The 23,767-nt window shown below is 66.0% G+C and carries 18 protein-coding genes and 2 tRNA genes; 12 read left to right on the top strand and 8 right to left on the bottom strand.

The features are described from left to right. Nucleotides 1-20 precede the first annotated feature (20 nt). Both AC6RV7_RS06490 and AC6RV7_RS06485 read right to left on the bottom strand, forming a co-directional pair. Nucleotides 21-1,148: an efflux RND transporter periplasmic adaptor subunit gene (locus AC6RV7_RS06490; protein WP_500093100.1), complete on the bottom strand. Its 1,128-nt coding sequence runs from the start codon at nucleotides 1,146-1,148 to the stop codon at nucleotides 21-23. 291 nt (nucleotides 1,149-1,439) lie between these two features. Next, nucleotides 1,440-4,088: a TonB-dependent siderophore receptor gene (locus tag AC6RV7_RS06485; RefSeq protein WP_500093099.1), complete on the bottom strand. Its 2,649-nt coding sequence runs from the start codon at nucleotides 4,086-4,088 to the stop codon at nucleotides 1,440-1,442. Between the two features lie 262 nt (nucleotides 4,089-4,350). Here AC6RV7_RS06485 and AC6RV7_RS06480 point away from each other — a divergent pair, with 262 nt between their 5' ends. The 6 genes from AC6RV7_RS06480 to AC6RV7_RS06455 all read left to right on the top strand — a co-directional run bounded on the left by AC6RV7_RS06480 (nucleotide 4,351) and on the right by AC6RV7_RS06455 (nucleotide 13,761). Then, complete coding sequence (locus AC6RV7_RS06480; RefSeq protein ID WP_500093098.1) at nucleotides 4,351-5,856, top strand: alpha/beta hydrolase fold domain-containing protein; 1,506 nt, start codon at nucleotides 4,351-4,353, stop codon at nucleotides 5,854-5,856. 136 nt (nucleotides 5,857-5,992) lie between these two features. After that, nucleotides 5,993-7,792 carry an FAD-dependent oxidoreductase gene (locus tag AC6RV7_RS06475; RefSeq protein ID WP_500093097.1) on the top strand — a complete coding sequence of 600 codons (1,800 nt, stop codon included), beginning with the start codon at nucleotides 5,993-5,995 and terminating at the stop codon, nucleotides 7,790-7,792. A gap of 6 nt (nucleotides 7,793-7,798) precedes the next feature. Next, complete coding sequence (locus AC6RV7_RS06470) at nucleotides 7,799-9,052, top strand: SGNH/GDSL hydrolase family protein (protein WP_500093096.1); 1,254 nt, start codon at nucleotides 7,799-7,801, stop codon at nucleotides 9,050-9,052. Between the two features lie 62 nt (nucleotides 9,053-9,114). Next, nucleotides 9,115-10,149, top strand: a complete 1,035-nt coding sequence (locus AC6RV7_RS06465; protein ID WP_500093095.1) for a LacI family DNA-binding transcriptional regulator — start codon at nucleotides 9,115-9,117, stop codon at nucleotides 10,147-10,149. Between the two features lie 136 nt (nucleotides 10,150-10,285). Beyond that, complete coding sequence (locus tag AC6RV7_RS06460; protein WP_500093094.1) at nucleotides 10,286-11,491, top strand: MFS transporter; 1,206 nt, start codon at nucleotides 10,286-10,288, stop codon at nucleotides 11,489-11,491. Next, the gene (locus AC6RV7_RS06455; RefSeq protein ID WP_500093093.1) at nucleotides 11,488-13,761 is read left to right on the top strand and encodes a right-handed parallel beta-helix repeat-containing protein; all 2,274 of its coding nucleotides are present in this window, start codon (nucleotides 11,488-11,490) and stop codon (nucleotides 13,759-13,761) included. The genes AC6RV7_RS06460 and AC6RV7_RS06455 overlap by 4 nt, the downstream gene beginning before the upstream one ends. Before the next feature lie 86 nt (nucleotides 13,762-13,847). On the opposite strand, the gene AC6RV7_RS06450 is transcribed toward AC6RV7_RS06455, so the two are convergent. The 3 genes from AC6RV7_RS06450 to AC6RV7_RS06440 form a co-directional block, all read right to left on the bottom strand. Beyond that, nucleotides 13,848-14,441 carry a DUF6448 family protein gene (locus AC6RV7_RS06450; protein ID WP_500093092.1) on the bottom strand — a complete coding sequence of 198 codons (594 nt, stop codon included), beginning with the start codon at nucleotides 14,439-14,441 and terminating at the stop codon, nucleotides 13,848-13,850. A 64-nt stretch (nucleotides 14,442-14,505) separates the two neighbouring features. Next, on the bottom strand, nucleotides 14,506-15,228 hold the full coding sequence (gene ric, locus AC6RV7_RS06445; RefSeq protein ID WP_500093091.1) for an iron-sulfur cluster repair di-iron protein: 723 nt from the start codon (nucleotides 15,226-15,228) through the stop codon (nucleotides 14,506-14,508). A 132-nt stretch (nucleotides 15,229-15,360) separates the two neighbouring features. After that, nucleotides 15,361-16,278, bottom strand: coding sequence for a LysR family transcriptional regulator (locus AC6RV7_RS06440; protein ID WP_500093090.1), 918 nt, complete (start codon nucleotides 16,276-16,278; stop codon nucleotides 15,361-15,363). 142 nt (nucleotides 16,279-16,420) lie between these two features. On the opposite strand from AC6RV7_RS06440, the gene AC6RV7_RS06435 reads away from it, so the two are divergent. Together AC6RV7_RS06435 and AC6RV7_RS06430 are read left to right on the top strand one after the other, a co-directional pair. Then, nucleotides 16,421-16,669, top strand: coding sequence for a ferredoxin (locus AC6RV7_RS06435; protein WP_500093089.1), 249 nt, complete (start codon nucleotides 16,421-16,423; stop codon nucleotides 16,667-16,669). A 58-nt stretch (nucleotides 16,670-16,727) separates the two neighbouring features. Next, nucleotides 16,728-17,594, top strand: a complete 867-nt coding sequence (locus tag AC6RV7_RS06430) for an FTR1 family iron permease (RefSeq protein ID WP_500093087.1) — start codon at nucleotides 16,728-16,730, stop codon at nucleotides 17,592-17,594. 51 nt (nucleotides 17,595-17,645) lie between these two features. On the opposite strand, the gene AC6RV7_RS06425 is transcribed toward AC6RV7_RS06430, so the two are convergent. Together AC6RV7_RS06425 and AC6RV7_RS06420 are read right to left on the bottom strand one after the other, a co-directional pair. Next, on the bottom strand, nucleotides 17,646-18,365 hold the full coding sequence (locus tag AC6RV7_RS06425) for a Crp/Fnr family transcriptional regulator (protein WP_500093086.1): 720 nt from the start codon (nucleotides 18,363-18,365) through the stop codon (nucleotides 17,646-17,648). Between the two features lie 65 nt (nucleotides 18,366-18,430). Next, a tRNA-Ser gene (locus AC6RV7_RS06420) sits at nucleotides 18,431-18,518 on the bottom strand. A 523-nt stretch (nucleotides 18,519-19,041) separates the two neighbouring features. Between AC6RV7_RS06420 and AC6RV7_RS06415 the strand changes: the two genes are divergently transcribed. The 3 genes from AC6RV7_RS06415 to recQ all read left to right on the top strand — a co-directional run bounded on the left by AC6RV7_RS06415 (nucleotide 19,042) and on the right by recQ (nucleotide 22,976). After that, nucleotides 19,042-19,782 (top strand): RNA polymerase sigma factor, encoded by a 741-nt coding sequence (locus tag AC6RV7_RS06415; RefSeq protein ID WP_500093085.1) that lies wholly within the window; start codon nucleotides 19,042-19,044, stop codon nucleotides 19,780-19,782. 98 nt (nucleotides 19,783-19,880) lie between these two features. After that, nucleotides 19,881-21,023, top strand: a complete 1,143-nt coding sequence (locus AC6RV7_RS06410; protein WP_500093084.1) for a DNA glycosylase AlkZ-like family protein — start codon at nucleotides 19,881-19,883, stop codon at nucleotides 21,021-21,023. A 114-nt stretch (nucleotides 21,024-21,137) separates the two neighbouring features. Further along, entirely contained in the window at nucleotides 21,138-22,976 is a 1,839-nt protein-coding gene (recQ, locus tag AC6RV7_RS06405) for a DNA helicase RecQ (RefSeq protein ID WP_500093083.1), read from the top strand. 164 nt (nucleotides 22,977-23,140) lie between these two features. On the opposite strand, the gene AC6RV7_RS06400 is transcribed toward recQ, so the two are convergent. Then, on the bottom strand, nucleotides 23,141-23,533 hold the full coding sequence (locus AC6RV7_RS06400; RefSeq protein ID WP_500093082.1) for a DUF488 domain-containing protein: 393 nt from the start codon (nucleotides 23,531-23,533) through the stop codon (nucleotides 23,141-23,143). A gap of 131 nt (nucleotides 23,534-23,664) precedes the next feature. Here AC6RV7_RS06400 and AC6RV7_RS06395 point away from each other — a divergent pair. Then, nucleotides 23,665-23,749, top strand: a tRNA-Leu gene (locus AC6RV7_RS06395). Nucleotides 23,750-23,767 lie beyond the last annotated feature (18 nt).

Raw genomic sequence — 23,767 nt, 5'->3', positions numbered from 1 at the left:
GCGAAGTGCCTCGGAGCGGCTCAGCTCTGCGCCGGCGTGGGCGCCGGGTTGCTGGCGGGGACGACGGAGTTGTTGATGACGACCGCCGCGCCGTTGCGCAGCTTCATCTGGCCGGAGGTGACGACCTGTTCGCCGGGCTTGAGCCCGTTGACGATGGAAACGAGATCGCCGCGTTTGGTCCCGGTGGTGACGAAGCGCTGCTCGACCACAAGCTGGGTCGCGCCGTTGTCGCCGGCCTTTTCCACCACGACATAGACGGAATTTCCGTAAGGGCTGTAGACGATCGCGGTCGCCGGCAGCTCGAGCACGGGCGTCTCGGCCGGCAGCTCCACCGCCACGCGCGCGAACAGGCCGGGGCGCAAAATCTCGTCGGAGTTCGGCACGATGGCGCGCACGCGCACGTTGCGCGTCGTTTCGGTCACGCGCGGATCGATCGCCTCGATTTTACCCTCGAACGTGCGGTCGGGAAACGCATCCACGCTGACGCGCACCGTGAGCCCGGTGCGCAGCTGCGGGATATCCTGCTGCGGCAGCGCGAAATCCACGTAAGCCGGATCGACAGCCTCGAGGGTGACCACGGCCTCGCCCTTGTTTAGAAATTCGCCGACGTCGATCGTGCGAATGCCCACGCGGCCGGCGAACGGCGCGACGATGCGCTTCTTGGCGAGGGTCGCCTTGATGGCGTCGACGGCGGCGATGGCTTGCGCGTGGTTCGCCTCCGCCACATCGAGCTCGGCGGCGGTGCTGACGTTCGTCGAGCGCAACTCGCGCGCCCGGTTCAACGAGGCCTGCGCGAGCTTCGCCCCGGCTTCCGCACTCGTCAGCTGCGCCTGCTCGGTGGACGATTCGAGCTCGATCAGGAGATCGCCTTCATTGACGTGCGTGCCGGATTCGAAACCGATTTTCAAGACGCGTCCCTCGATCTCGGTCCGCACGGTGATTCCCTGGTAACTTTCCACGCTTCCGACGGCCGAAAGCAGCGTGCGCCAGTTTTGTTGCACCGCCGGCGCGGTGGTGACCGCCGCAGGTCGAGGCTTCATCGCCGCCATCGCCGCCGCGGCTTTCCGCAGCGTCAAAATTTTATAGCCGAAGATCGCACCGACCACTGCCAGCGCGACCAAGGTCGTGAGAATGACACGTTTTTTCATCAGAGAGCCGAAAAGATACGAAATGGAAACCGAGCGCAACGGACTCGTTATCCCCAATCTTGGCAATCTGACGCGCGAGTTGGCGAATGGTGACGAAAACCGCCGGCAAGATGTGCGCTGTTTTTTTTTGGGACCGCGGCCGGCTCCGCTCAATCGCGCCTGCCTTCGCTACTTAGGACAGCGGCGTCCTCGCGGGGACACGCGAACTACCTTCCGGGCGCATGCAGCCAAAAAAAAAGCGCGCGTCCTCTCGACGCGCGCCGTTTGCGTTAATCGATTCCGTCGTCCCGCTCAGAACCGCGTCGTCGCCTGCAGCAACCACTGCCGGGGCGGCGAGAACGAACGGCCACCCGCCGAGTAAAGTTCGTCGGTGAGATTCTCCACGTTGAGCTGAAACTCGACCGGGCGACCGGCAAGATTGACGGTGTAGCCGAGCGCGAGGTCATACACCACCCAGCCGCGGACGACCGTGCCCCACGACGACGTGCTCGCCGCCGGCATGAGCGAACTCTGCGCGCGCACGCCGAAACCGATCCAGCCGCTCTTGAGCCGGCCCTCGGTGAACGAATATTTCTGCCAGAGGCGCAGCGTGTCGTCGGGCGTGTTGTCGAGCGGGCGGCCGTTGAGGATCATGTAATCCATCAACACCGTCGGGCTCGTGCTCGCGGGCTTGCTCACCGTGAGCTTGTTGGTCCACAGGTGGCTCATCTCGAGCACCGCGGTGTAGTTGCGGGTCGGCATCCAGGTGAAACCGACCTCGATGCCGCTGGAGCGATTGCCGTCGAGGGTGCGGTTCCACTGCACACGCGCCGTCTGCGCGGTGTTCTGCGTGGCGGGATTCGGATCGACCTGCGTGCCCACGTTGCGCGGGTCGTTGGCGGTGCGCTCGTTGTCCACGACAATCGTGTTGTGACGATAAAGGTCGAAGACGCCGACGCGGCCGATGAGCTTGCGATCGAGCATCTCGACCTTCACGCCCGCCTCGCGGCCGTAGCCTTCCAGGTCCGGCACGAGATTCGCGGCGCGCTCCTCGAGCGTCACGAGGTTGTTGAAGGAGGTGGTGGTCGCGTTGATCAACGAACCCGTCTGCGCCTCCTGGCCGATGTTTTCGCTTGCGTAGAAATTCAGGCCGGGAAACGGCTCGAACACGACGCCGATCGTGCGCGACTGCGTGGACTGCTTCGGCGTGATCGTCGAACTCGCGAGCCGGGTGCGATTGCGATCCTCCGTCCACGTGTGCGCCTGGATGATGCTGTTGCGATAACCGGCAAAGACGCTGATGCGGTCCTTCCAAAAGCTGCCGCTATAGGCGGCGTAGCCGGCCTCCGGGAACGAGCGCGTGTAGAACTGGGCCGAGACACCGTCGGCGTAAACCTCGTCGGCGAACTTCTGCACCTGCGTGTAATCGGGCACCTGATGCACGCGCGGATCGAAATAGCCGAAGATGTTGGAGCCGGTCAGCGTCGCGGGCGAACCGGCGACGTTGGGCGAACCGGCCACCGTGCCGAGGCTCGTGTAGTTCCAGACTGGATTCACGGACCACGCCTGGTTGAACGCCGCCTCGTAGCCGAGGAGCAGCTTGTGCTTGATGCGGAGCATTTCCTTGCTGAGCACGGCCTCGACCTTGCCGTTGAGCGGAATCTCCTCGCGCTTCGTGGAAAAACTCGTCGCGAGCGGCGTGGAGCCGTCCGGGTAGCGCCGGTAGGCGTTGCCGAACGCGGTCGTGGTGCTGTGCAGATCCATCCAGCGGCCGACGAGCCGGAGTTCGAGCCAGTCGGCGACAAACAGATTCGTTTCGCTTTCGACCAGGTCGTAGTCGGAGTTGAACGGATTGTGCGCGCCGAAATGGTTGGCCTCGACCCCGCCGGGCCAATCGCCGGCAACGAAGCCCTCGCCCTCGCCGAGCGACACCCAGTTGCCGTAGGCCGTGTAGCGATCGGAGCGCCACGTGGCAAACGCCCGGCCGATGCGCGTGCGGTATTCCGCGATCGTGAACGGCTGGCCGGCGTTGGGACCGGTCGTGCGGCTCCTGCCGAGATCGAGCAGCGCCTGCGGCGGATTGTCGTAGTCGTTCTGGTAATTCTGCGTGGACTGCTGCGAATGACTGACCGCATTGCCGCTGCGTTTGCGATGCGCGTATTCGAGTCGCGTCGTCAGGCGCTTGAACGGCCGCCAGGTCAGCTGCGGGTTGATGAACCGCGTCTGGTTGTGGCTGTCGTCGCGCCACGTGTTGCCGTCCTGGTAGTAGGCGATGAACCGATACGCGAGTTTGTCCTTCACGATCGGGCCGGTGAGATTGAGCTTCGAGATGAAGCTTTCGTTGGAATCGACGCGGACGTTGAGCGAACCGCTGCGCTGGAACGACGGCTTTTCGGTCACGAGATTCATCACGCCGCCGAGCGTCGAGCCGCCGATGAACACCGTCATCGGACCGCGCGCGACTTCGACGCGATTCACGTTTTCCGTGCCGAAGCCGAACATCATCGGCAGGCCGTTGCGCTGACTGAGATTGATCGGCTGGCCACGCATGCGGGTGCGCAGCGGCTCGCCGCCAGTGACGGCGCCGACCGTCGGATTCACGCCCGCGGTGTTGCGCGCGCCGTCGTCCATGCCGCCCTGGTCGGTCGTGAGGCCCGCCTGATAAGCGGCGACGCCGTTGAAACCGACGCCGCCCGTGTCGCTGAGGAACTGTTCCGTGACAACGTTGATCGCGAGCGGGATCTTTGCGAGGTCCGCGGCGAAGCCGGTGGTCGCGACGGATTTGTCGGCGACGTAGGGCGAGTCCTTCTTGCTCGTGACTTCGAACACGGAGAGTTGCACGACCTCGGAATTCTCCGAGGAGTCCCTCGGTGCGGCCGCGGTCTGCGCGTGAGCGACGGGCAGGCTCGCAACGAGCAAGGCGGCGGAGAACGCCAGCGGATGGGAACGGGGAAGGTTCATGGAGCAGCTTGGTTGATGGGTTGGCGGTGTCAGCCGGCAAGCGCTCGATGGGCGGCCCGAACGTGCGGCGGGCACGTGAGGTCGGAAGCCGGTCCCAAACGCAGGGCTTGCTGGGGTTGCAGTGCCTATGACCGCGGCCGGGAGGCCCGGGAACCGCTGCGTTACTGAAATCGCTCAGCAATCGGACCAGGAGCAAAAAATCCCGAACGATTTCAGCAGACACGCGGTCGGAGGTGGGATTTGTCCGATGGTAATCACGCGCATGCCCCGACGTTTGCTCGCCTTCCTTCTTTTCGCCTGCGGTGGCGCTGCCGTTTTGCCTTTGCCGGCGTCTGCCGCCGGCGCCGCCACGACGTCCCCGGCGACACCGGTGCGCCTCATGGCCGTCGGCGACTCGATCACAGAGGGCGCGGACTTCTTCACGAGCTACCGGTTTTCCCTCTGGGAAAAACTTTTCGGCGCGGGCTACGTCGTCGAATTCGTCGGCACGCGCACGCGACCCACGCGCATCGGTCCGCTCGCGCACGAGGGCTACAGCGGCAAGAATACCGAATACCTGGCCACCGAAGTGCCGCCGCATTTCGCCGCGCAGCCCGCCGACATCGTGCTGCTGCACAGCGGCCACAATCACACCGTCGAGGAGCAGCCCGTGCCCGGCATCGTCGCCGCCACGGAAAAACTGATCGCTGCGTTTCGCGCCGCGAATCCGCGCGTCACCGTGCTGCTCGCGCAGGTGATCCCGGCCGGCAAGCTGCCGAAATACGCTTACCTTCCCGCACTGAACGCCGCGCTCGCCGAACTCGCCGCGCGACTCGACCGCGCCGACCAACGCGTGGTGCTGGTCGATCAGGCGAGCGGCTTCGACTGGGAGACGGATACTGTTGCCGACAAAGTTCATCCCAACGCGCGCGGCGCCGAAAAGATGGCGCAACGTTGGTTCGACGCGCTGCAACGCGTCCTCCCGCCGCCGGCACAGCGGTTCGCACCGCGCCGCGTCACCTATGAAACCATCGGCGACACGACGCTGCAGCTTCACGTTTTCGACCCCGCGTCCCCCGCGTCGGCGACCGGCCCGCGCCCCGCAATCGTGTTCTTTTTCGGCGGCGGTTGGACGCATGGCACGCCGCTGCAATTTTACCCGGAGTGCGCGCATTTCGCGGCGAACGGTTTCGTGGCGATCAGCGCCGACTACCGCATCGCCTCGACGCACGGCACGACTCCGTTCGAAAGCGCGGCCGATGCGCGCGCGGCGCTCCGGTGGATCCGCACGCACGCCGCGGAGCTCGGCGTCGATCCGGCACGAATCTACGCCGCCGGCGCTTCGGCCGGCGGCCATCTGGCCCTGACGGCCGCGCTGGCGGCGGACGAGCCTCGCCCGGGAAACGCGCCTGCCGTTTCGGCGCGGCCGGACGCGCTGCTGCTCTGGTATCCGATTCTGGATACGAGCGCAGACGGCTACGGCCACGAACGCTTCGGGCCGCGCTTCGCAGAACTCTCCCCTCTTCATCTCCTCCGCGCCGGAATACGGCCGCTGCCGCCGACGCTGATCCTGGTTGGCGGCGCCGATCCGGCGGTCCCGGCAACGACGGTGCACACGTTTCAAACCCTCGCCCGTGAAAGCGGAGCGCGGTGCGAGGTGACGGTCTTTCCCGGCCAGGGGCACCCGCTCTATTCCTATCGCGCCGGCGGCGGAACGCTGCGGGGCGAAACCCTCGCGATTGCCGATCGTTTTCTCGCCTCGTTGACGAGCGACGCGCCCGCTCACTGAGCGATTTCAGTAGGCGGCGAATCGCGACGCGGCCGGACCGCCGCAAAGTTGCGATCCACCGTTCCCACGGGCGGGCCGGACCAACGCATCGCTGGCGCGGTGCCTTCGTCCCGTCGCCCCTTCACTTTTCGTCCTCATGACTCGTCACGAGCTTTCCACCGATTTTCTCGTCGTGGGCGGCGGCCTGGCCGGCGTTTGCGCCGCTCTGGCCGCAGCCCGCAACGGCCGTCGCGTCATCCTCATCCAGGACCGCTCCGTCCTCGGCGGCAACGCCTCCAGCGAGATTCGCATGCACGTCGTCGGCGCCGACATTCACGGCCGCCGGCCCGGCGCGCGCGAATCCGGTCTGATCGAGGAGCTTCGGCTCGAGGACGCCGCGCGCAATCCCCACCGGTCCTACTCGCAGTGGGATCTGCTGCTTTACGAGAAGGTCATGGCCGAGCCGAACCTCACGCTGCTGCTCGACACGGACTGCGTGAGTTGCACCTGCGAGACGCGGCCCGACGGGTTGCGACGGATCGTCAGCGTCGAGGCCGTCCGCCAGTCGACGGAGGATGCGTTTTCCATTCGCGCCGACGTCTTCGCCGACTGTTCCGGCGACGGCCGGCTCGGCGTCGAAGCCGGCGCGGATTTCACGGTCGGGCGCGAGGCAAAATCCGACTACGGCGAGTCACTGGCGCTCGACGTCGCCGACCGGAAAACGCTTGGCAGTTCGATCCTGTTCACCGCGCGCCGCTACGACACGCCACAGCCGTTCCGCGCGCCGTCCTGGATCCGCCGTTTTCAAAAAAACGAATTCAAGTTCCGCCCGATCGACAGTTTCGAATACGGCTACTGGTGGGCCGAATGGGGCGGGCAACTCGACACGTTGAAGGACAACGCCACGATCCGGCACGAGCTCCTGCGCATCGCGCTCGGCGTCTGGGATTATGTGAAAAACTCCGGCGACCATCCCGGTTCGGCCAACTGGGCGCTGGAATGGGTCGGCGCCCTCCCGGGCAAACGCGAGTCGCGCCGTTTCCTCGGCCCGCACGTCCTGTCCCAAAACGATCTGCAAAGCGGTCGTATTTTTCCGGATACGGTCGCCTATGGCGGCTGGCCACTGGACCTGCACCCGCCGAGCGGCGTCGACGCCGTCGACGAATGGCCCTGCGAGCACACGCACCTCGATCACCTTTACACGATCCCGCTGCGCGCGCTCGTATCGCGGAATATCGCCAATCTCCTCTTTGCCGGCCGCAACATGAGCGCCACACACGTGGCCTTCGCCAGCACGCGCGTGATGGCGACCTGCGCGGTGATGGGTCAGGCCATCGGCACCGCCGCCGCGCTCGCCACGCCGCTCGGCTCGCGCGCGCTCGCCGAGTATTTCGATCCGGTTGCGATTCGCCGCCTCCAGGAAGTGCTGCTGCGCGACGACGCCTTCCTGCCGGCCTTCCGCGCCGAGGATGCCGCCGATCTCGCCCGCCGCTCGCAGGTGAGCGCCTCATCCGCCACGGAACGCGGGGCGCCCGCGCAGGTGACGGATGGCATCACCCGTGAACTTCTCCGCGGCTTCGGGCCGTGGGCCGACGGGGCGACGCACCGCTGGGAATCCGCGACGCTGCCGGCGTGGCTTGAGCTCGCATGGTCGGAGCCGGTGGCCGTGCGGGAAGTTCATCTGACCTTCGATTCCGGTTTCGAGCGCGAGCTGACGCTCAGTGCGAGCGACAGCACGACGCGGAAACTCATCCGCGGGCCGCAACCCGAGCTGGTGCGCGATTACGAGCTCCTGCTCGACGGCCGCGTGCTGCTCGAGGTGCAGGACAACCTTGTCCGCAAGCGCGTGCACCGGCTGACCGAGGCGGTCGCCGCCAGCCGGCTGCAGTTGCGCGTGAACCGCACCCACGGTGTTTCCCACGCTCGCGTCTTCGAAATCCGGGTTTACGCCTCCTGACGCGCGATGAGATTTCTCCGTCACCTTTTGCTGGCCGCCGCGCTGGCTGCCCCCGCCCTCGCCCAACCGTCCGCCACGGCCTTCCACCGGCGCGGCGGACTGCCGCATGTGGCGGACATCGCGACACGAGGCGACGGTGAATTACGGGTCGCGTATCTTGGCGGAAGCATCACCGCGGCCGCCAACGGCTGGCGCAGCCTGACCACCGCTCATCTCGCGGCGTCGTATCCAAAACTTCATGTCGTCGAGATTGCGGCCGGACTGCCCGGCACCGGTTCGGATCTCGGCGTCTGCCGGCTGGAACGCGACGTTCTGCGGCATCGGCCGGATCTGCTCTTCGTCGAATTTGCGGTGAACGACGCGTCGACGCCGCCGGACCGGATCGAGCGGACGATGGAAGGCATCGTCCGCCAGACCCGGCGCGCGAATCCGCAGACGGATATTTTTTTCGTCTACACCGTCTCCACGCCAGGCCTGCCCGACCTCGAGGCCGGCCGCTTTCCGGTCGCAGCCGCGGCCATGGAGCGCGTGGCCGGGCACTACGCGCTTCCCTCGCTTCACTTCGGCGTGGAGATCGCGCGGCGGGTAAGTGCGGGCACGCTCCTGTTCAAGGCTCCGGACGCACCCGACGATCCCCGCACGTTTTCGCTCGATGGCGTGCACCCGACCGCCGCCGGGCACCGCATCTATTTCGCGGCGATCGAACAGGTCTGGCCCACGCTGGTCGCGGCGCCGGCATCGAAGCCGACGACGTTGCCCGCGCCTTTGCACGCCGACAATTGGAGTCACGCGACGTTGCGTGAGATCGGCAGCCTCGACCGCGAAGGTGAATGGTCCCGCGTCGCACCGGACGATCCGAATCTGCGCGGTGCGACGAAGGCCTTGCTGCCGCCGACGTGGCGGACCGCGGAAGCCGGCGCGGCGTTGACGGTGGAGTTTTCCGGCCGGACGTTCGGCCTCCTCGGAATCGCGGCGCCGGACAGCGGACGATTCCGCGTGACGATCGAGGGTGAAGAGCCGGTGACGGACACGTTTTTCGATCATTATGTGACGCCGTCGTTCTGCCGTCCGCGGCCGTGGTTTTATCCGCGGCCCTTGGCCGACGGCCCGCATCGTGCGCGCATCGAGTTGCTCGCCGAACCCGTGGACAAGGCCGCGATCAAGGCGAAGGCCGGCAAAACGCTGGCGGAACCGGATCGCTACGCGGCGAACCGGTTGACGTTGAGCGGCGTCCTTTTGGTCGAAAGCGCGGAGCCGTGAGACGACGCGGGCGGATTGCACCGTTGCGCCCCGCGCGAGTGGCGACTGAATTCGTTCAGTCGATGACGTCTCCCCGCCGCTGCACCATCAAGGATATCGCCGCCAAGGCCGGCGTGGCGGTGTCGACCGTATCCTACGCGTTGCGGAATCATCCGAGCATTCCACCGGAAACCTGCCGGCGCATTCAGGCCATCGGCGAGCAGCTCGGTTACCGGCCCGATCCGCAGATCTCGGCGCTCATGGCGCACATCGGTCGCGGACGCGCGGTGAACTCCTCCGGACGGATCGCGCTGGTCTGGATGCAGGGCAAACGCGCGCTGACGCGCACGGACAACTTTTTCAGGGAAGTGCGCGAGGGTGCCGCGGCGCGGGCGCAGTTACGCGGCTATCATCTCGAAGAATTCTGGCCCGATGAAGACAAGTTGAGCGGCGCACGGCTGAGCGGAATCCTCCGCACCCGCGGAATTCAAAGCGTCATTTTTTCGCCGAGCATCGAGGGCGTCGCGGCCGACTATGCGCTGGCTTGGGAGAATTTCGCCTGCGTCGTGCTCGGCCATGCGCGCTGGCCTGTCGAACTGCACCGGGTGGCGCACGATCATTATCACGCCGTCTGCGAATGCCTGCAGCGCATGACCGCCGTCGGCGTCAGGCGGCCCGCGATCGTGTTGACCGAGGAGATCAACCAGCGCACGGGTAGCGCGGTGAAGGCGGCCTTCATGACCCATCATCCCGAGGAGGAAGAGGCGCGCAGCCTGATCTACGCGCTCGACCTGCGGGGCGCGCGTCCGTTTTCGTCCTGGCTGCGATCGCAGGATCCGGACGGCATTCTGCTTTTGCGCCGGGAAATGTGGCCGGAACTCGCCGGACCCCAGCTCAAGGCGTTGCACGCGAAGGGCCGCGTCTGGTGCGCGAACTGGCGGGCGGGCGATCCGCTCGCGTTGCCCGGCATCCAGCAACGTTACGACCTGGCGGCGCGCGCGGCGGTCGACCTCGTGACCGGCCTCGAGCAAAGCCGGACCCTCGGTCGTCCCGACCACCCGCAATACGTGCAGATCCGCGGCGACTGGCACGAACACGCCGCGGCGGCCGTGACGTAGCCTCCGCGACCGGACCGCCGTCGCGCGCATCGGCCCGCGCACTGAACGGTTTCAGCAACCGCGCCGTTCGTCTTCGTTGTTCTTCCGTGTTGCGTCTTTTTCCACCCCTTCTTCGCGCGCGAGCGCCTCGATTCCCATGACTCTTCCCCGCCGCAGCTGGATGCTGCTCGTGCTGCTGTTTGGCATCGGGCTGCTCAATTACCTCGACCGCCAGACACTCTCGATCCTCAAGGCGACGATCAAAGTCGATTTCGCCCTCACCGACACGCACTACTCCTGGCTGGTGGGTGCGTTCATGGCGCCTTACATCGTCTTTTACGTGATCAGCGGGCGGTTGGTCGACCGGTTCGGCACGCGCGTCAGCCTCGCGCTGTTCACCGCAGTCTGGTCGCTGGCCAACGTCTTCTCGGGGCTCTCGCAGAATTTCGGCCAGATGGCCGCGGCTCGCGCGCTCCTCGGCGCGGCCGAGCCCGGCGCATTTCCGGCGATTCAACGCGTGATGATGACGTGGTTCCCGCCCGAGCGGCGTGCGTTTGCGTGGAGCTTGCTGAGTCCGTGCACGACGGTCGGCGCGATTCTCGCACCGCCGTTGGTCGCCGTGTTGACCGGCTGGCATAGCTGGCACGCCGCCTTCATCATCCCGGGCGTCGCGGGACTGTTTCTCGCCGTCGCCTGGTGGAGCGCGGATCGCAATCCGCCCGTGCCTGCCTCCGAGAAAGAATCGACCGAACCACCGCCGCCACTGCGCGCGATCCTCGCGGATCGGCGCGTGTGGCTGCTCCTCGCCGCGCGCGCGCTCACCGATCCGGTGTGGTATTTCCATTTGTTCTGGTTGCCCGGCTACTTGCAGGAACGCCTCGGCGTCTCGCTCACGCAACTCGGTTGGATCGGCTGGATCCCGTCGTTTGTGGCGTCCGCCGCGGTGATGGCCACCGGCAGGACCACGGATTTCTTCGTGGCCCGCGGCCATGCGCCGGTGCGCGTGCGCGTCACTATGTTCGCGGCGGCGGCGCTCGTGGCGCCGGTGGGCGCATTCACGACCTTTGCGCCGTCCGTCGCCTGGGCGCTGGTGCTGATCTCGCTCGTGGCGATCGTGTGCCAGATCTGGTTCTTCGGCCAGGGGCTGCTCGTAGCCGACGTCTTTCCGCGCCACTCTGCCGCGACGATCGCGGGCCTGCTTGGCGCCGTGGGGGCGAGCGGCGGCTTGTTGATGAACCTCATCGCAGGACCGTTGATCGAACATGCAGGCTACATCTCGGTTTTCAGCGCGCTCGCCTGCCTGCATCCCTTCGCCGCGTTTCTGCTGTGGCGTGCGCGCTCCACCCTGCTCGTTTCTCGATGAAACCCATTCTCCGTTCCCTCCTCTTCTTGCTCGGGCTTGCGTCCGCCGCGGCGGCGGCGAATCCGCCGCGCTTTCATGTCGCGCCTCCGCCGCTCGGCGACGACGCGCACCCCGGCTCGGCGGACGCGCCGTTCGCGACGATCGATCGCGCGCGCCGCGCCGTCCGGGCGCATCTCGAAACCAACGAACTGCACGGCGACCTCGTCGTCGAGTTGCATGACGGCACGTATGTGCTGGGCGAGCCGGTGCGGTTTGAATTCGCCGATTCGGGGAAAGGCGGCTTCGATGTCGTCTATCGCGCCGCCGCCAACGCGACCGTGGTGCTCAGCGGCGGACGCCGGGTGACCGGCTGGACGCGCGAAGCCGACGGCGCCTATCGCGCGGCAGTCGACCGCGGGATCGATTTTCGCCAGCTGTGGGTAAACGGGCACCGCGCCACGCGAGCGCGGACGCCCAACGCCGGCGCGATGCTGCAGCTGGACACGGAGAAGGCGGCGGACGGCTTCGATATCCCGGCCGGGCTGCTCGCGGGAGTGCGCGTCCAGCCGGACGAAATCGAGTTTTCCGTATTGATTGCGTGGATGCACAAGCGGCTGCGGCTGGCGCGCCTCGCCGAGTCGGATCTACCCGGCCACCTGCGGGCGGCGATCGCGGAGCCGGAATGGGACGCCGTCACCCACCAGCCCCAGGGCGACCGCGTGTATCGGGGACGGCACTACTGGATCGAAAACGCGCGCGAGTTTCTGGATGCGCCCGGCGAGTTCTTTCTCGATCGCGCGGCCGGCGCGCTTTTTTACCGGCCGCGGCCGGGCGAAGATCCGGCGACCGCGGAGATCGTCCGTCCCGAGCTGGAAAACCTGATCGTGCTCGCCGGCCGACCGGAGTCGCCCGTGCAGCACCTGCGTTTCGAGGGAATCACGTTCACGCACACCGGCTGGACGCGGCCGAATCGCTTCGGCTTCGTCGATGTCCAGGCCAATTCGCTCGTCCCCGCGGCGCCCGCGCAGGCGGTCGATCCGCAGTACCGGCACGAGCAGCGCAAGGATCGCGTGCCGGCGGCGTTTCAGGCGGCGACCTCCGATCGGATCGTGGTGCGTGGCTGCCGTTTCGCCCGGCTCGGCGGCACCGGCGTGATGTTCACCGGCGGCGGCAACGACAATGTGATCGAAGGAAACGTCTTCGTGGATCTGTCCGCCGGCGGCATCGAATTGGGCGAGGACGCGGCGCGGCCCGACGATCCGCGGCTATTTCCACGGCGCAATCGGATCGTGAACAACTTCATCGCCCACATCGGCGCGGAGTATTTCGGATCGGTCGCGATTCTCGGCTACTACACGGACCGCTCGCTCATCGCGCACAACGAGATCACTGCCATCCCCTACACCGGCATCAGCCAGGGCTGGGGCTGGGGCAACCCGCCCGCCCCGCCGGATTCGCGCGCGAATCGCATCATGCACAATCGCATCACGAACTACATGCGCCGGCTCGACGACGGCGGCGGCATTTACACGACTGACCGGCAACCGGATTCGGAAATCGCGCACAACGTGCTCGACGGCATGCGAACGCCCGATCGGAACACCAAAGCCGGCGGCGCGCTGTATCCGGACCAGTTCACGGAAGGGTTTCATATTCACCACAACGTCGTGAGCGACGCGATCCGCTGGCTGTTTATCTGGAATCCCAACATCCGCGACAACCGCGTGGACGCGAACTACGCCGACACCCTCGCCTGGCGCAACGACGGAACGAACAATGTCGTCGAACCGCCTCACCTGGCGGCAAACGGCTCCTGGCCGGAAGCGGCGCAGGCGATCATCGCCCAAGCTGGATTGGAACCGGTTTATGCGTCGAACCTGACTCCAGGATTTCCTTCCGACACGGTGATCGGAAGCGACGATCTCGAGGTTCAGCTGCTGAGCGGCGCGTGGGAGTTCGCCGCGATTCCGGGAAGCTACAGCGCGCTGTGCCGACGTTCGGTCGATGCCGCGGCTGTGGCGCGCTGGAGTTTGGTTGTCCCCCGCAGCGCGCGCTACGAACTGAAAGTCTGGCGAACGAAGGACGCCTGCGCCGCGCGCTACACGATCGCCGACGCCAGACGCGTGACAACGGTCGCCCTCAATCCGGCGAGCGAGTCTGGCTGGACAAGCCTCGGCGAGTTCACGCTCCAACCCGGCGCAAAGATCGAAATCCGTCCCAACGCGGAGAACGCGGCGCAGCCGTTGATCGTCGACGCGCTAAGCTATCGGCGTTTGCGCGAGCGGCCCTGAAACGGCGATCGGCGATCCCATTCACCGAACAGGATCGCCGATCAATTTCGGGCTCCCGGAGTCAGCACGAGAGCCTGGTTTGCTGACTAATGCGCGTGTTCGGCGCCATGACCCGCGCTGGGGATCGCGAGTGCGGCCAGGCGCTCCGCAAAATGAACGTAGTCGACGTAGGCCGCGACATACTCCCGGCCCGCCGCGACGTTATGGTCGGCGTGCGCCTGCAAGGAGCGAACCCGTTCGAACTTCGTCTTGAGGGCGGTCTGCAGCGGGGCCGTCGTGTCGGCCGCCACATCGTCCAGCTTGCCGGAGACGAGAGCGTGGTCGGCGGCGACAATTCCCGGTTCCGCGGTCGCTTCCGACTTGAGACCGGTGAACGGAGCGCCCTCGCCGGCGCGGTGGATTCTCACCAAGGTTTCGAAAAACCAGGTGTCGGCGAGTTCGGCCGCCGCGGGCGACTGCGGGCGGACCACCAAGGTGCGGGCGAACGCATCGCGGATGGCGTTTTCGTCATCCGGCTGCACCCACTTCAACACCGGCGTGACATCACGCGATTTCAAGGCGTCTCTCGCGGCGGAGACGACCGGTCCTTCAAGCGTGTCACAATGCGCCCGCAACGCGGCGGGCGTCAGAACAAATGCAAGACCCAGGGCGAGGGTCGTATATCGAACGATCTTTATCATGATGTTTTCCTTTCGTTGCGGGTCGGCCCGTGACAACGCCGGACCCGGCCGGCTGAGCGGCCGTTCACATCGCGCCGCAGGTGGCGAGCGCGCGGGGAAACAGGACGTTGTTTTCCTTGTGCACGTGCTGGTGCGTTTCCCAGTCGAGTTCCCGCAGCCCGTCGTAAAGGGCGCGGAACGTGTTACACGCCCATTCGGGCGGGCTGAAATTGTCGGTCAACGCGTGGAGCCGCTCCAGCGCGGATCCGGCGCGATCGTGGTCGGACTCGAGTTTCTCGAGCGTCGTTTTCAAGGGAGCGGCGCTCGTGTCGCTGACCGCCGCGGCGGATCCGAGCCGACGAATCGCAGGAAACACGAGTTTCTCCTCCTCCTCGGTGTGCAAGGCCATCGCGACCGCGAAGTCCGCAAACGTGTCGCGAATCTCGAGCAGCCGCGGTTCATGTTCGCCATGCACTGCCGCCACTTTGCGCGTCATGAAATCGAGCCGGGGCAACTCCTGGCGCAGATACTCGTGATGAACGCGCTCGATGTGGTCGCACAGCTCGGCAAGCGTGAGCTTGTCGGGGTTGATGCCGTCGCCGTCGCGGTCCGTGGGCGTGGCGTCGAGTGCATTCAGGAGCGCGACGACGGTCGCGGCGTCGAGGCCTTTGCGACGGCAGGCATCGGCGAGAGACTTCTTGCCGCCGCAGCAATAATCGAGGCCGAGCTGATCCAGGAGGCGCGAGCGTCCGGGAACGGCACGCACGATCTCGGCAACGGTGGTTTCGGTAGTGATCGGTTGGTTCATGATGGGAAAGGGGGGCGAACGCGCGCGAATCGCGCTGGCGAAGCCCACCTTAACCCAAACCGCCGCATGCAGGGTTGATCCGGATCAAGGCTCGAGGCGATTTGCGGTTTCGCCGCGGATTCCGTTTCGAAATCAAAAGAGCACATTCGCGACGAACTGCTCGACGTGCGGAGCGAGCCGGCGGTGTTCTCGCACGAGCACCACGAGTTCGCGGACGAAGCGCTCGGGCCAGGGCAATCGTCGCAAGGTGCGCTTGCCGCGATAAAGGGCGAGCGCACGCGTCGGCACAAAGCCCACGCCCATGCCCAGCGCCACGAGGTTGATGATGAGATCGAAGCTGGGGAGCAGCATCGCGGGCTCGGCGCGGCAGCCCTGACGCATCATCCAGCTGCGCAGCCGGCGTCCGGTGTTTGCCTGCTCGTCGGGCAGCAGCCAGTTCTGGCGCTCGGCCCAGCGCAGCCGCGCCGCGCGCTCCGGCAAAGCGGCCTCGAATTCCGGCACGACGCTGGCGGACGCAATGAGCGTAAACGTATCCGTGAAACGGTGCGTGACGCGAACGGTCCGGGGCAGACGCGGCGGCGGACAAAGCACGCCCACGTCGAGTTCGTTGGCCTCCAGCGCGCTCATGATCTCGGCGCTCGGCTTGTAATACACCCGATACGCCACGCGCTCCAGCCGCCGGAGATTCGCGTGAAAAAAACCCGGCAGATACGCGAGCCCGACCGAGCGGGACACGCCGACGCGGATCTCCTTGTTCGCTCCGGCGAACTCTTCCCGCAGCGAACGCAAGGTGCGGTCGATGTCGCCCAGGAGGCGCGCCGATTGTTCGGCGAGCATTCGGCCGGCGTCCGTCAGATCGACGGTGCGGGTCGTGCGATGAAACAGCTCCACGCCCAGGCTTGCTTCCATCCCCTGCACCTGCCGCGTGACGGCGCTCTGGGTCAGTCCCGCCATTTGCGCCGCCTTCGTGAAACTGCGGTGCCGCGCCACGAGGTGGAAGAGGTGCAGCTCGTAGATGTCGAAGGGCGCCGTGGGCAGGAATTCATTCATGGCCCCAGCATGCCGCGGATCGCTCGGACACGGGTTGATCCAGATCAATCCGCTCATGCATTCGTCGCATCAATCGATACGACCTATGAATTTCCGGAACCGGCCAGCGGGCGCTATGATGGACGCCTCAACCTAAATTCTCATGGCGAATCCTACAGACCGTTTTTCCCAGAATGTTCCCGGCCGGTGGTATGTCGATTCCGCGTGCATCGATTGCGATCTGTGCCGCGAAACGGCCCCGACGATTTTCGGCCGGCACGACGAAGGCGGCTACTCCTTTGTCCAGAAACAACCGGAGACTCCGGAAGAAATCGCGCTCGCGGAGGAAGCGCGGCAGGGCTGCCCCGTCGAGGCGATCGGCAACGATGCGCCCGAACCGGGAGCGGCCTGATCTCCCTCCTCGCCCGCCGGGCGGCACCTCGCGTCCCTAACCATCACAAGGAAAAATCATGCTGCCGAGTTTTGTCCTGTCGTTGCGCGAATCGCTGGAGGCCTCGCTCGTGATCGGCCTCGTGCTGGGCGTATTGAGAAAACTGCGACGCGAGGAGTGCGTCCGCTTCGTCTGGCTCGGCCTCGGCAGCGCCGCCGCGGTGAGCATCGCGCTCGCGTTCCTGCTGCACGCGCTGAGTTGGACGCTGCAGGGCGCGGCCGAGCCGCTGGTGGAAGGATCGGCCCTGTTTCTGGCGGCGGGCCTACTGACGTGGATGCTGATCTGGATGAAGCGCCAAAGCGCCGGAATCCGGGACCGCATCGAAGGCGAGGTCCGGCGAGCGGCGCGCTTGCCGGGCGGAGGAGGCGTGTTTGCCCTGACCTTCATGGCGGTCGCGCGTGAAGGAACGGAGCTCGCGCTGTTTCTGACGGCCACCGATTTCGGCGGCGACGGAGAACAGACTCTCGCGGGCGCCGCCTGCGGCATCGCCGCCGCGGCCCTGCTGACCTGGCTGCTTTTCAGCACGACCACGCGGCTGTCGTTCGCGCGCTTTTTTCAGGTTACGACCGTGCTGCTGATCCTGTTTGCCGCCGGTTTGGTGGGCAAAGGCGTGCACGAATTCAATGAAGCCGGCTGGATCCCCGCGCTCGTCGAACCGGTCTGGAATTCAGGCGCCGTGCTCGACGAGCGCTCCGCCGCCGGCACCGTGGCGCGCACCCTGTTGGGCTACACGAGCACGCCTTCGCTGACGGTGGTGCTGGCCTACGTCGTTTATCTCGCGACCGCCGTCACGCTGTTCCGGTTCGGCGCCCGCGCCCCGAAACCGTCGCCCGCCACCGGCCGTCCCGCCGCAGCCATCGGTCAACGCGCCGTAGAACAAGCGTGACGGTAAAACGCGTCGCGGGATGAAGCCCATGTTTTCGCGTCGCGGTGCGATTCACGCCGCGCCGTTCGCGTAGTCGCGCAACCGCGCGGGATCGAGGACGAAGATCTTCGCCTGCACGACCCGGATGATCTTTTCGTCGCGGAGCCGCGCGAAGGTGCGGGAAAGCGTCTCGCTGGTCACACCGAGCTGCGCCGCGATCACTTTTTTCGGCACCGGGAGTTCGAACACGGTCGGACACCCGGCCGCCGCCGCCGGGCTCAGTTGCAACAACCACTCGGCCAGCCGGGCTTCGATCTGCCGGCCGCGCGAGTTCTGCAGCAGTCGCAGCAATTCCTTCAAGTGCAGGCTCATCGACGCCAGCATCTGCAGCGCGAGCTGCGGCTTGCGCGCGATGAGGTCCCGGAAGTGCGCCTTCCGCACTAGGATCACGCGGGTATAGTCGAGGGCGACTGCATTGGCCGGATAGGTTTCGAGCGACACGAGCGCCGCTTCGCCGAAACTTTCCGGCGCGCGAAACACGGAGAACATCTGCTCACGGCCTTCCGGCGTGACGAAGTAAACGCCGATTTGCCCGAGCTGGATGATGAAGAATCCCTGCGTCGGCTCGCCTTCGCGGAACAGCGTCTCGCCCTTTTGCAGGCTCCGCAGCTGGCATCCTTCCGCGACGGCGGCGATATCCTCCGGCGACAACTCACGAAAGATTCGGCTTTGCCGGAGGCAGGTCCGCAGCGCCGTCAGCCGATGGTCCTGCGGGTCTGGAAGCGAAGGCATGATGATCCGCAGGTGCGCGTTATCCGAGTGCTGGTCAATGCTCCAAAGCCAAATCCTGGCTGAAATGGCGGAGAGGGTGGGATTCGAACCCACGGTGCCTTTCGACACTCCGCATTTCGAGTGCGGTGCGATAGACCACTCTGCCACCTCTCCGGCGCAGTCGCCTCCCCCGGCACGAGGCCGCGGCAGGCAGAACGCGGAACCGTAGGCCTCGCCTCCCAAAACGGAAGCAGAAAGTTTTCTCAAACCGCGGCCTGCGGTTCGCCTCCCCCTCCACGCCGGCGTTCCCCACCCGGGTTCGTTGGACCAGCCCCGCACGGTCCAGCGCACCGCCGAAAATCGCGCGTTTCCCTCTGGAATCTCGCCGCGGCCGCGCACCGATGTGCATTTTGCGGGTCTTTCTCTGCGTCCCCGCTTCACCCCATTTTGTCCCGCTTCCCTCGGGGGCGGCTCCGGTTTACGTCCGAGTCCGGCGTCCGGGGATCCGCCACAAGGCGGTTTGCGCGAATCACCCTCGCGGCTTCGGCATTTTGCATGACAAAACGCCCGATGGCTCTGTTACAGACTGATGGCTTAAAATTTAAGTCACTGATGATTAGTATCTAGCCGACGACACCAGCCCGCTGGCACGCGCTGAGGTATAGGAGGGGCGCTCAACCTCACCACAACCTTCTCTATGCCAGCCTACGTTCACACCTCCACCAAGAGTGCCCGGCCCGCCAACACGGAAAATCTTCGCCGCGCGACTCCCGACGCTGCCATCGATGACGAACTCGTCCGCCGTTTCGCCCAAGGCGATGAATCGGCGTTCGTCGAAATCATGGAACGCTATCGCGGCAAGATCTTCACCGTCACCCTGGGTCTTCTCCGCAACCACGCGGACGCCGAGGAAATCACGCAGGACACGTTCATCCGCGCTCATCGCGGACTCGCGAACTTCCGCGGCGACTCCTCCCTTGCCACCTGGCTTTACCGCATCGCCGTCAACCTCGCGCGCAACCGTTACTGGTATTTTTTCCGTCGCCGCCGGCAGGATTCCCTGTCGCTCGATTGCGCGTTGAGCGAGGATAGCGCGGCGACGTTCGCCGACCTCGTCGCCGACGTCGTGCAGGACCCGGCGCAGGAAACCGCCGCGGGCGAGTTCTCGACGCTCGTCGATCATTGCATGGAGAAACTCGACTCCCGCCATCGCGAGATCCTCACGCTGCGCAACGTCCTCAACCGTTCCTACGAGGAAATCGCTGCGACGCTCGGCATCAACGTCGGCACCGTAAAGAGCCGCATCGCCCGCGCCCGCGAAAACCTCCGCACGCTTCTCGCCGAGGCCTGCCCGGAATTCGCGCCCGGCGCCGCGCCCGGCGAATGGTTCCTGCCGTCGCGCGTCAGCTACGGTCGTCCGACGATCGCCTGCGCCTGAGCCCTCTTTATCGTAAGCTCCCACACCGGGCCGCGCCGCCGAAAGGCTGCGCGGCCTTGTTTTTTGCCGGCTCCGCGGCAGCGTCGGCTGCCGTTCGCGTGACTTCCTCGTCGTCCCCGATTCCGCTCTCCCGCCCTGCCGCCCGCCGGTTCATGCTCCGGGCCCTGCTGCTCGAAACGCCCGCGCCCGACGTCGGCGCCGCTCTGCAGCACCACGGCTACATCCAGATCGATCCGATCAACGTCTGCGGCCGGATGCACGATCTCATCCTCCGCAACCGCGTGCGCGACTATCGCGAGGGCGGTCTGATGGCACACCTGCACGGCGAGGAAACGCGTCCGACCGCGGAAGCGCGTCGCGCCTTCGAGCATCATCTGCCCGACACCAACATCCTCGCCGCCTTCCCGCTCGACGCCTGGCCGCATTTCCTCGCGGCCATGCACCGGCGTTCGCGCACGACAGGCGCGTGGTCCGGCCGGCTCACGCCGCGCGAGCGCACGCTCGCGGAGCGCATCCTCGCCGAAATTGCGGCGCGCGGACCGCTGTCGTCGGAGGATTTCGCGGATTCCGGTCGCGCCCGTCGCGTCTGGGGCGCGGCCACTTTGGCGAAAACCACGCTGCAGAAACTGTTCTTCCACGGGCGCGTGCTCATCAGCCACCGCGTGGGCCAGCGCCGCATTTACGATCTCCCGGAACGCATCCTGCCTGCGGATACGCTCGCCGCGCCTGTCCCGCCCGCCGACGACACGACGCGCTGGCTCGCACACCTGAAACTTCGCCAGCGGCGACTGGCGATTCTCAAACGAGAGGAAGTTCGCGCCCTCGGCGACGCCGCCCAGCCGGTGCAGGTCGAAGGCTGTCCGCTCCTGCATTGTCTCCGCGAAGACCTGCCGCTGCTCGAAACCGTGAGTGGCTCGACTGATCCGGGGACATCGCCACCGAACGATCCGGCAACGCCGCGGCTGATCGCGCCGCTCGATCCCTTGATTTACGACCGGCGGCTCACGCAGGCGTTGTGGGAGTTCGATTACACGTGGGAGGTTTACACGCCGCCCGGTAAACGGGTGCGCGGCTACTATGCGTTGCCGGTGTTGGCCGGCGGCGAACTCGTCGGTCATGTCGATCCGAAAGCCGAGCGCGAAACGGGCCGTTTGCGGATCGTGTCACGTTCCGTGCGACGCGGGCATCGCGCTGCGCCAGCGGTCGCCGAACTCGCGGCGTTTTTGGGATTGAAGGCGTAGGCCGCGCAACCGGGCACGCTTTTCGCGTCGCGAAAAAAAATTCCGCCTACGGACGGCGCCAGCGCAGCGTTTTTCCGTGTGTTCGCCCGCATCGCGTTTCTAGATGACGCGCTCATGTCCGTGGATCACGTCGATCTCGCCCAGCTCCTGAAGCGCACCTTCGGTTACAGCACGTTTCGTCCGCTGCAGCGCGAGATCATCGCGTCCACGCTCGCCGGCCGCGATGTCTTCGCGCTTCTGCCGACCGGCGGCGGCAAGTCGTTGTGTTTCCAGCTCCCCGCGCTCGCGCGGCCCGGACTCACGGTGGTCGTTTCGCCATTGATCGCGTTGATGAAGGATCAGGTCGACCAGCTGCAGGCAAGCGGCGTGGCGGCGACGTTTCTCAATTCCTCGCTCGGCGCCGAGGAAGCCCGCGCCCGCCTGCGCGGGCTGCACCGCGGCGAATTCAAGCTCCTCTACGTCGCGCCCGAACGGCTGATGCTCGACGGCTGGCAGGAGAATCTGAAGAGCTGGAACGTCACCTGCCTCGCGATCGACGAGGCGCACTGCATCTCCGAGTGGGGCCACGATTTCCGTCCGGAATACCGCCAGCTCGCGAAGCTCCGCGCGGCGCTGCCCGACGTGCCCGCGATGGCGCTCACCGCCACGGCAACCGAACGCGTGCGCGCCGACATCGTGGCGCACCTGAAACTCCGCGAACCGGAGATCTTCGTCGCGAGTTTCAATCGGCCGAATCTCACGTATCGCGTCGTGCCGAAGGACCAGCCGCTGAAGCAGATCATCGAGTTCGTGCGCAAACGCGAACACGAGAGCGGCATCATCTACTGCGCGAGCCGCGCCGCCACCGAGCGCGTGGCCGAGTCGCTCGCCGGCCGCGGCTTCTCCGCGCGCCCGTATCACGCCGGCCTCACCGCCGAGGAACGCGCGACGAATCAGGAGCAGTTTCTCCGCGACGACACCCGCATCATTTGCGCGACGATCGCCTTCGGCATGGGCATCAACAAACCCAACGTCCGCTGGGTGATCCATCACGACCTGCCGAAGAACATCGAAGGTTATTACCAGGAAACGGGACGCGCCGGACGCGACGGCCTGCCGGGCGACTGCCTGCTGTTGTTCAGCGCCGGGGACATCGCGAAACAGATCCACTTCATCGACGAGATGACGAACGAGCGCGAGCAGCAGGTCGCGCGCAACCAACTCCGCCAGATCGTCCATTATGCCGAGAGCTCCGGCTGCCGCCGCAGCGAGCTGCTGGAATATTTCGGCGAGACGTTTCCGATCGATAACTGTGCCGCGTGCGACAACTGCGTCGAACCGCGCGAAACCTACGACGGCACGCTCGTCGCGCAGAAGTTTCTCTCCTGCATTTACCGCATCGCGCAGAACAGCCAGTTCAGCGTCGGCCTGAATCACATCATCGAAGTGCTCACCGGCGCCGACACCGAAAAAATCCGCCGCTGGGGTCACGACCGGCTCACGACCTACGGCATCGGCGGCGAGCTCTCGCGGCCACAGTGGGCCGCCGTCGGCCGCGAGCTCACGCGCCTCGGCTACGTGGCTGTCGCCGAAGGCGAATTCGCCACGCTCGAGCTCACGCGCGAGGGCCTGACGGCGCTCGTGAAACGCACGCCCATCACGCTGACAAAGCCGATGGACCTGCCGAAGGCGAAGCGCGTGGTGCGCCGCGAAGGCGAGGTCGCGTGCGACGAGATTCTGTTCGAGCGGCTGCGCGCGCTGCGCAAGAAACTCGCCGACGAGCGCCGCGTGCCGGCGTATATCGTGTTTGGCGATACGACGCTCCGCGCGATGGCGCGCCACTACCCGACCTCGCTCGACGCGATGGAAACGATTCCGGGGATGGGCGAAAAGAAACGCGCGGAATTCGGCGAGATTTTCGCGGAGGAAATCGCGTCCTTTCTCGAGACGAACTCGCGGCAGTCGTTTGCCTGAGCCGGCGCCCCCGACTCAAGCAAGAGAAACCACGAAAGACACGAAATACACGAAAAGAGCAGACAGAGCCCATCGAACCCACGGACGGCACGGAAGGGCCGGATTCCGCGCCAGGGGAATCCGGGCGATTCAGGTCGGAGGCACAGCTCGCAGCGACGGCCGATTTACGCCGACGCGATCGTCGCGCCTTCGGCGGCGAGCAGTTCGCGCAGGATGGAGCGATGGCATCGATCCTCGCGCTCGCAGTAGCAGCCCACGGAAAAGTGGGTCGAATGCGACAAGGTCGCGAGCAGTTGCAGATCGTGCCGCGCGGCGGGCGTCGCCATTTCGGCGCGGTATTTCTTCGCGAAGCGCGCCCACTCCGCCGGCGTTTCGGCCTGAAGGGCGATCTTCATGGTTTCCAAACTCGGGGCGAGATTCGGAAACCAGACGTCATACCAGTCGTCGGAGGCGAATTTTTCCTTGGGCACGCCCCGCGGCGGACGGCGGACGGTGCCGATGCGCGTGCCCTCTTCCGGAGCTCGCGGCGTGCCGAGTCGAACAATGCGCACTGCCATGCGCTGAGGCTTGATCAAGACTGCCGTCGCGGCAAGCACGGCGGCGGCCGGGGCGCGCCGCGAGTTTTGCGCCGACGAATCTATTTTCTTGCCCCGTTCGGGGCCGCGCATTCTCTTGCCCCTTCCCGTTTGCCCAGGTGGTGGAATTGGTAGACACGCAGGTCTCAGAAGCCTGTGCTTAACCGCATGGGGGTTCGAGTCCCCCCTTGGGCACCATTTCGCAGCGTTCACGCC

It is taken from the genome of Opitutus sp. sgz309028 (genome assembly GCF_059821195.1).
Note: the sequence above shows the minus strand (reverse complement) of the source record. Positions and strands in the feature narration are given on the sequence as shown.

Bases quoted from the DNA above. Each gene is read 5' to 3' on its own strand.
- AC6RV7_RS06460 (WP_500093094.1), top strand. From the start codon at position 10,286: ATGACTCTTCCCCGCCGCAGCTGGATGCTGCTCGTGCTGCTGTTTGGC.
- AC6RV7_RS06450 (WP_500093092.1), bottom strand. From the start codon at position 14,441: ATGATAAAGATCGTTCGATATACGACCCTCGCCCTGGGTCTTGCATTT.
- AC6RV7_RS06435 (WP_500093089.1), top strand. From the start codon at position 16,421: ATGGCGAATCCTACAGACCGTTTTTCCCAGAATGTTCCCGGCCGGTGG.
- AC6RV7_RS06430 (WP_500093087.1), top strand. From the start codon at position 16,728: ATGCTGCCGAGTTTTGTCCTGTCGTTGCGCGAATCGCTGGAGGCCTCG.
- AC6RV7_RS06465 (WP_500093095.1), top strand. From the start codon at position 9,115: ATGACGTCTCCCCGCCGCTGCACCATCAAGGATATCGCCGCCAAGGCC.
- AC6RV7_RS06415 (WP_500093085.1), top strand. From the start codon at position 19,042: ATGCCAGCCTACGTTCACACCTCCACCAAGAGTGCCCGGCCCGCCAAC.
- AC6RV7_RS06400 (WP_500093082.1), bottom strand. From the start codon at position 23,533: ATGGCAGTGCGCATTGTTCGACTCGGCACGCCGCGAGCTCCGGAAGAG.
- AC6RV7_RS06455 (WP_500093093.1), top strand. From the start codon at position 11,488: ATGAAACCCATTCTCCGTTCCCTCCTCTTCTTGCTCGGGCTTGCGTCC.
- AC6RV7_RS06475 (WP_500093097.1), top strand. From the start codon at position 5,993: ATGACTCGTCACGAGCTTTCCACCGATTTTCTCGTCGTGGGCGGCGGC.
- AC6RV7_RS06440 (WP_500093090.1), bottom strand. From the start codon at position 16,278: ATGAATGAATTCCTGCCCACGGCGCCCTTCGACATCTACGAGCTGCAC.
- AC6RV7_RS06470 (WP_500093096.1), top strand. From the start codon at position 7,799: ATGAGATTTCTCCGTCACCTTTTGCTGGCCGCCGCGCTGGCTGCCCCC.
- AC6RV7_RS06485 (WP_500093099.1), bottom strand. From the start codon at position 4,088: ATGAACCTTCCCCGTTCCCATCCGCTGGCGTTCTCCGCCGCCTTGCTC.
- AC6RV7_RS06425 (WP_500093086.1), bottom strand. From the start codon at position 18,365: ATGCCTTCGCTTCCAGACCCGCAGGACCATCGGCTGACGGCGCTGCGG.
- AC6RV7_RS06480 (WP_500093098.1), top strand. From the start codon at position 4,351: ATGCCCCGACGTTTGCTCGCCTTCCTTCTTTTCGCCTGCGGTGGCGCT.
- AC6RV7_RS06490 (WP_500093100.1), bottom strand. From the start codon at position 1,148: ATGAAAAAACGTGTCATTCTCACGACCTTGGTCGCGCTGGCAGTGGTC.
- recQ (WP_500093083.1), top strand. From the start codon at position 21,138: ATGTCCGTGGATCACGTCGATCTCGCCCAGCTCCTGAAGCGCACCTTC.
- ric (WP_500093091.1), bottom strand. From the start codon at position 15,228: ATGAACCAACCGATCACTACCGAAACCACCGTTGCCGAGATCGTGCGT.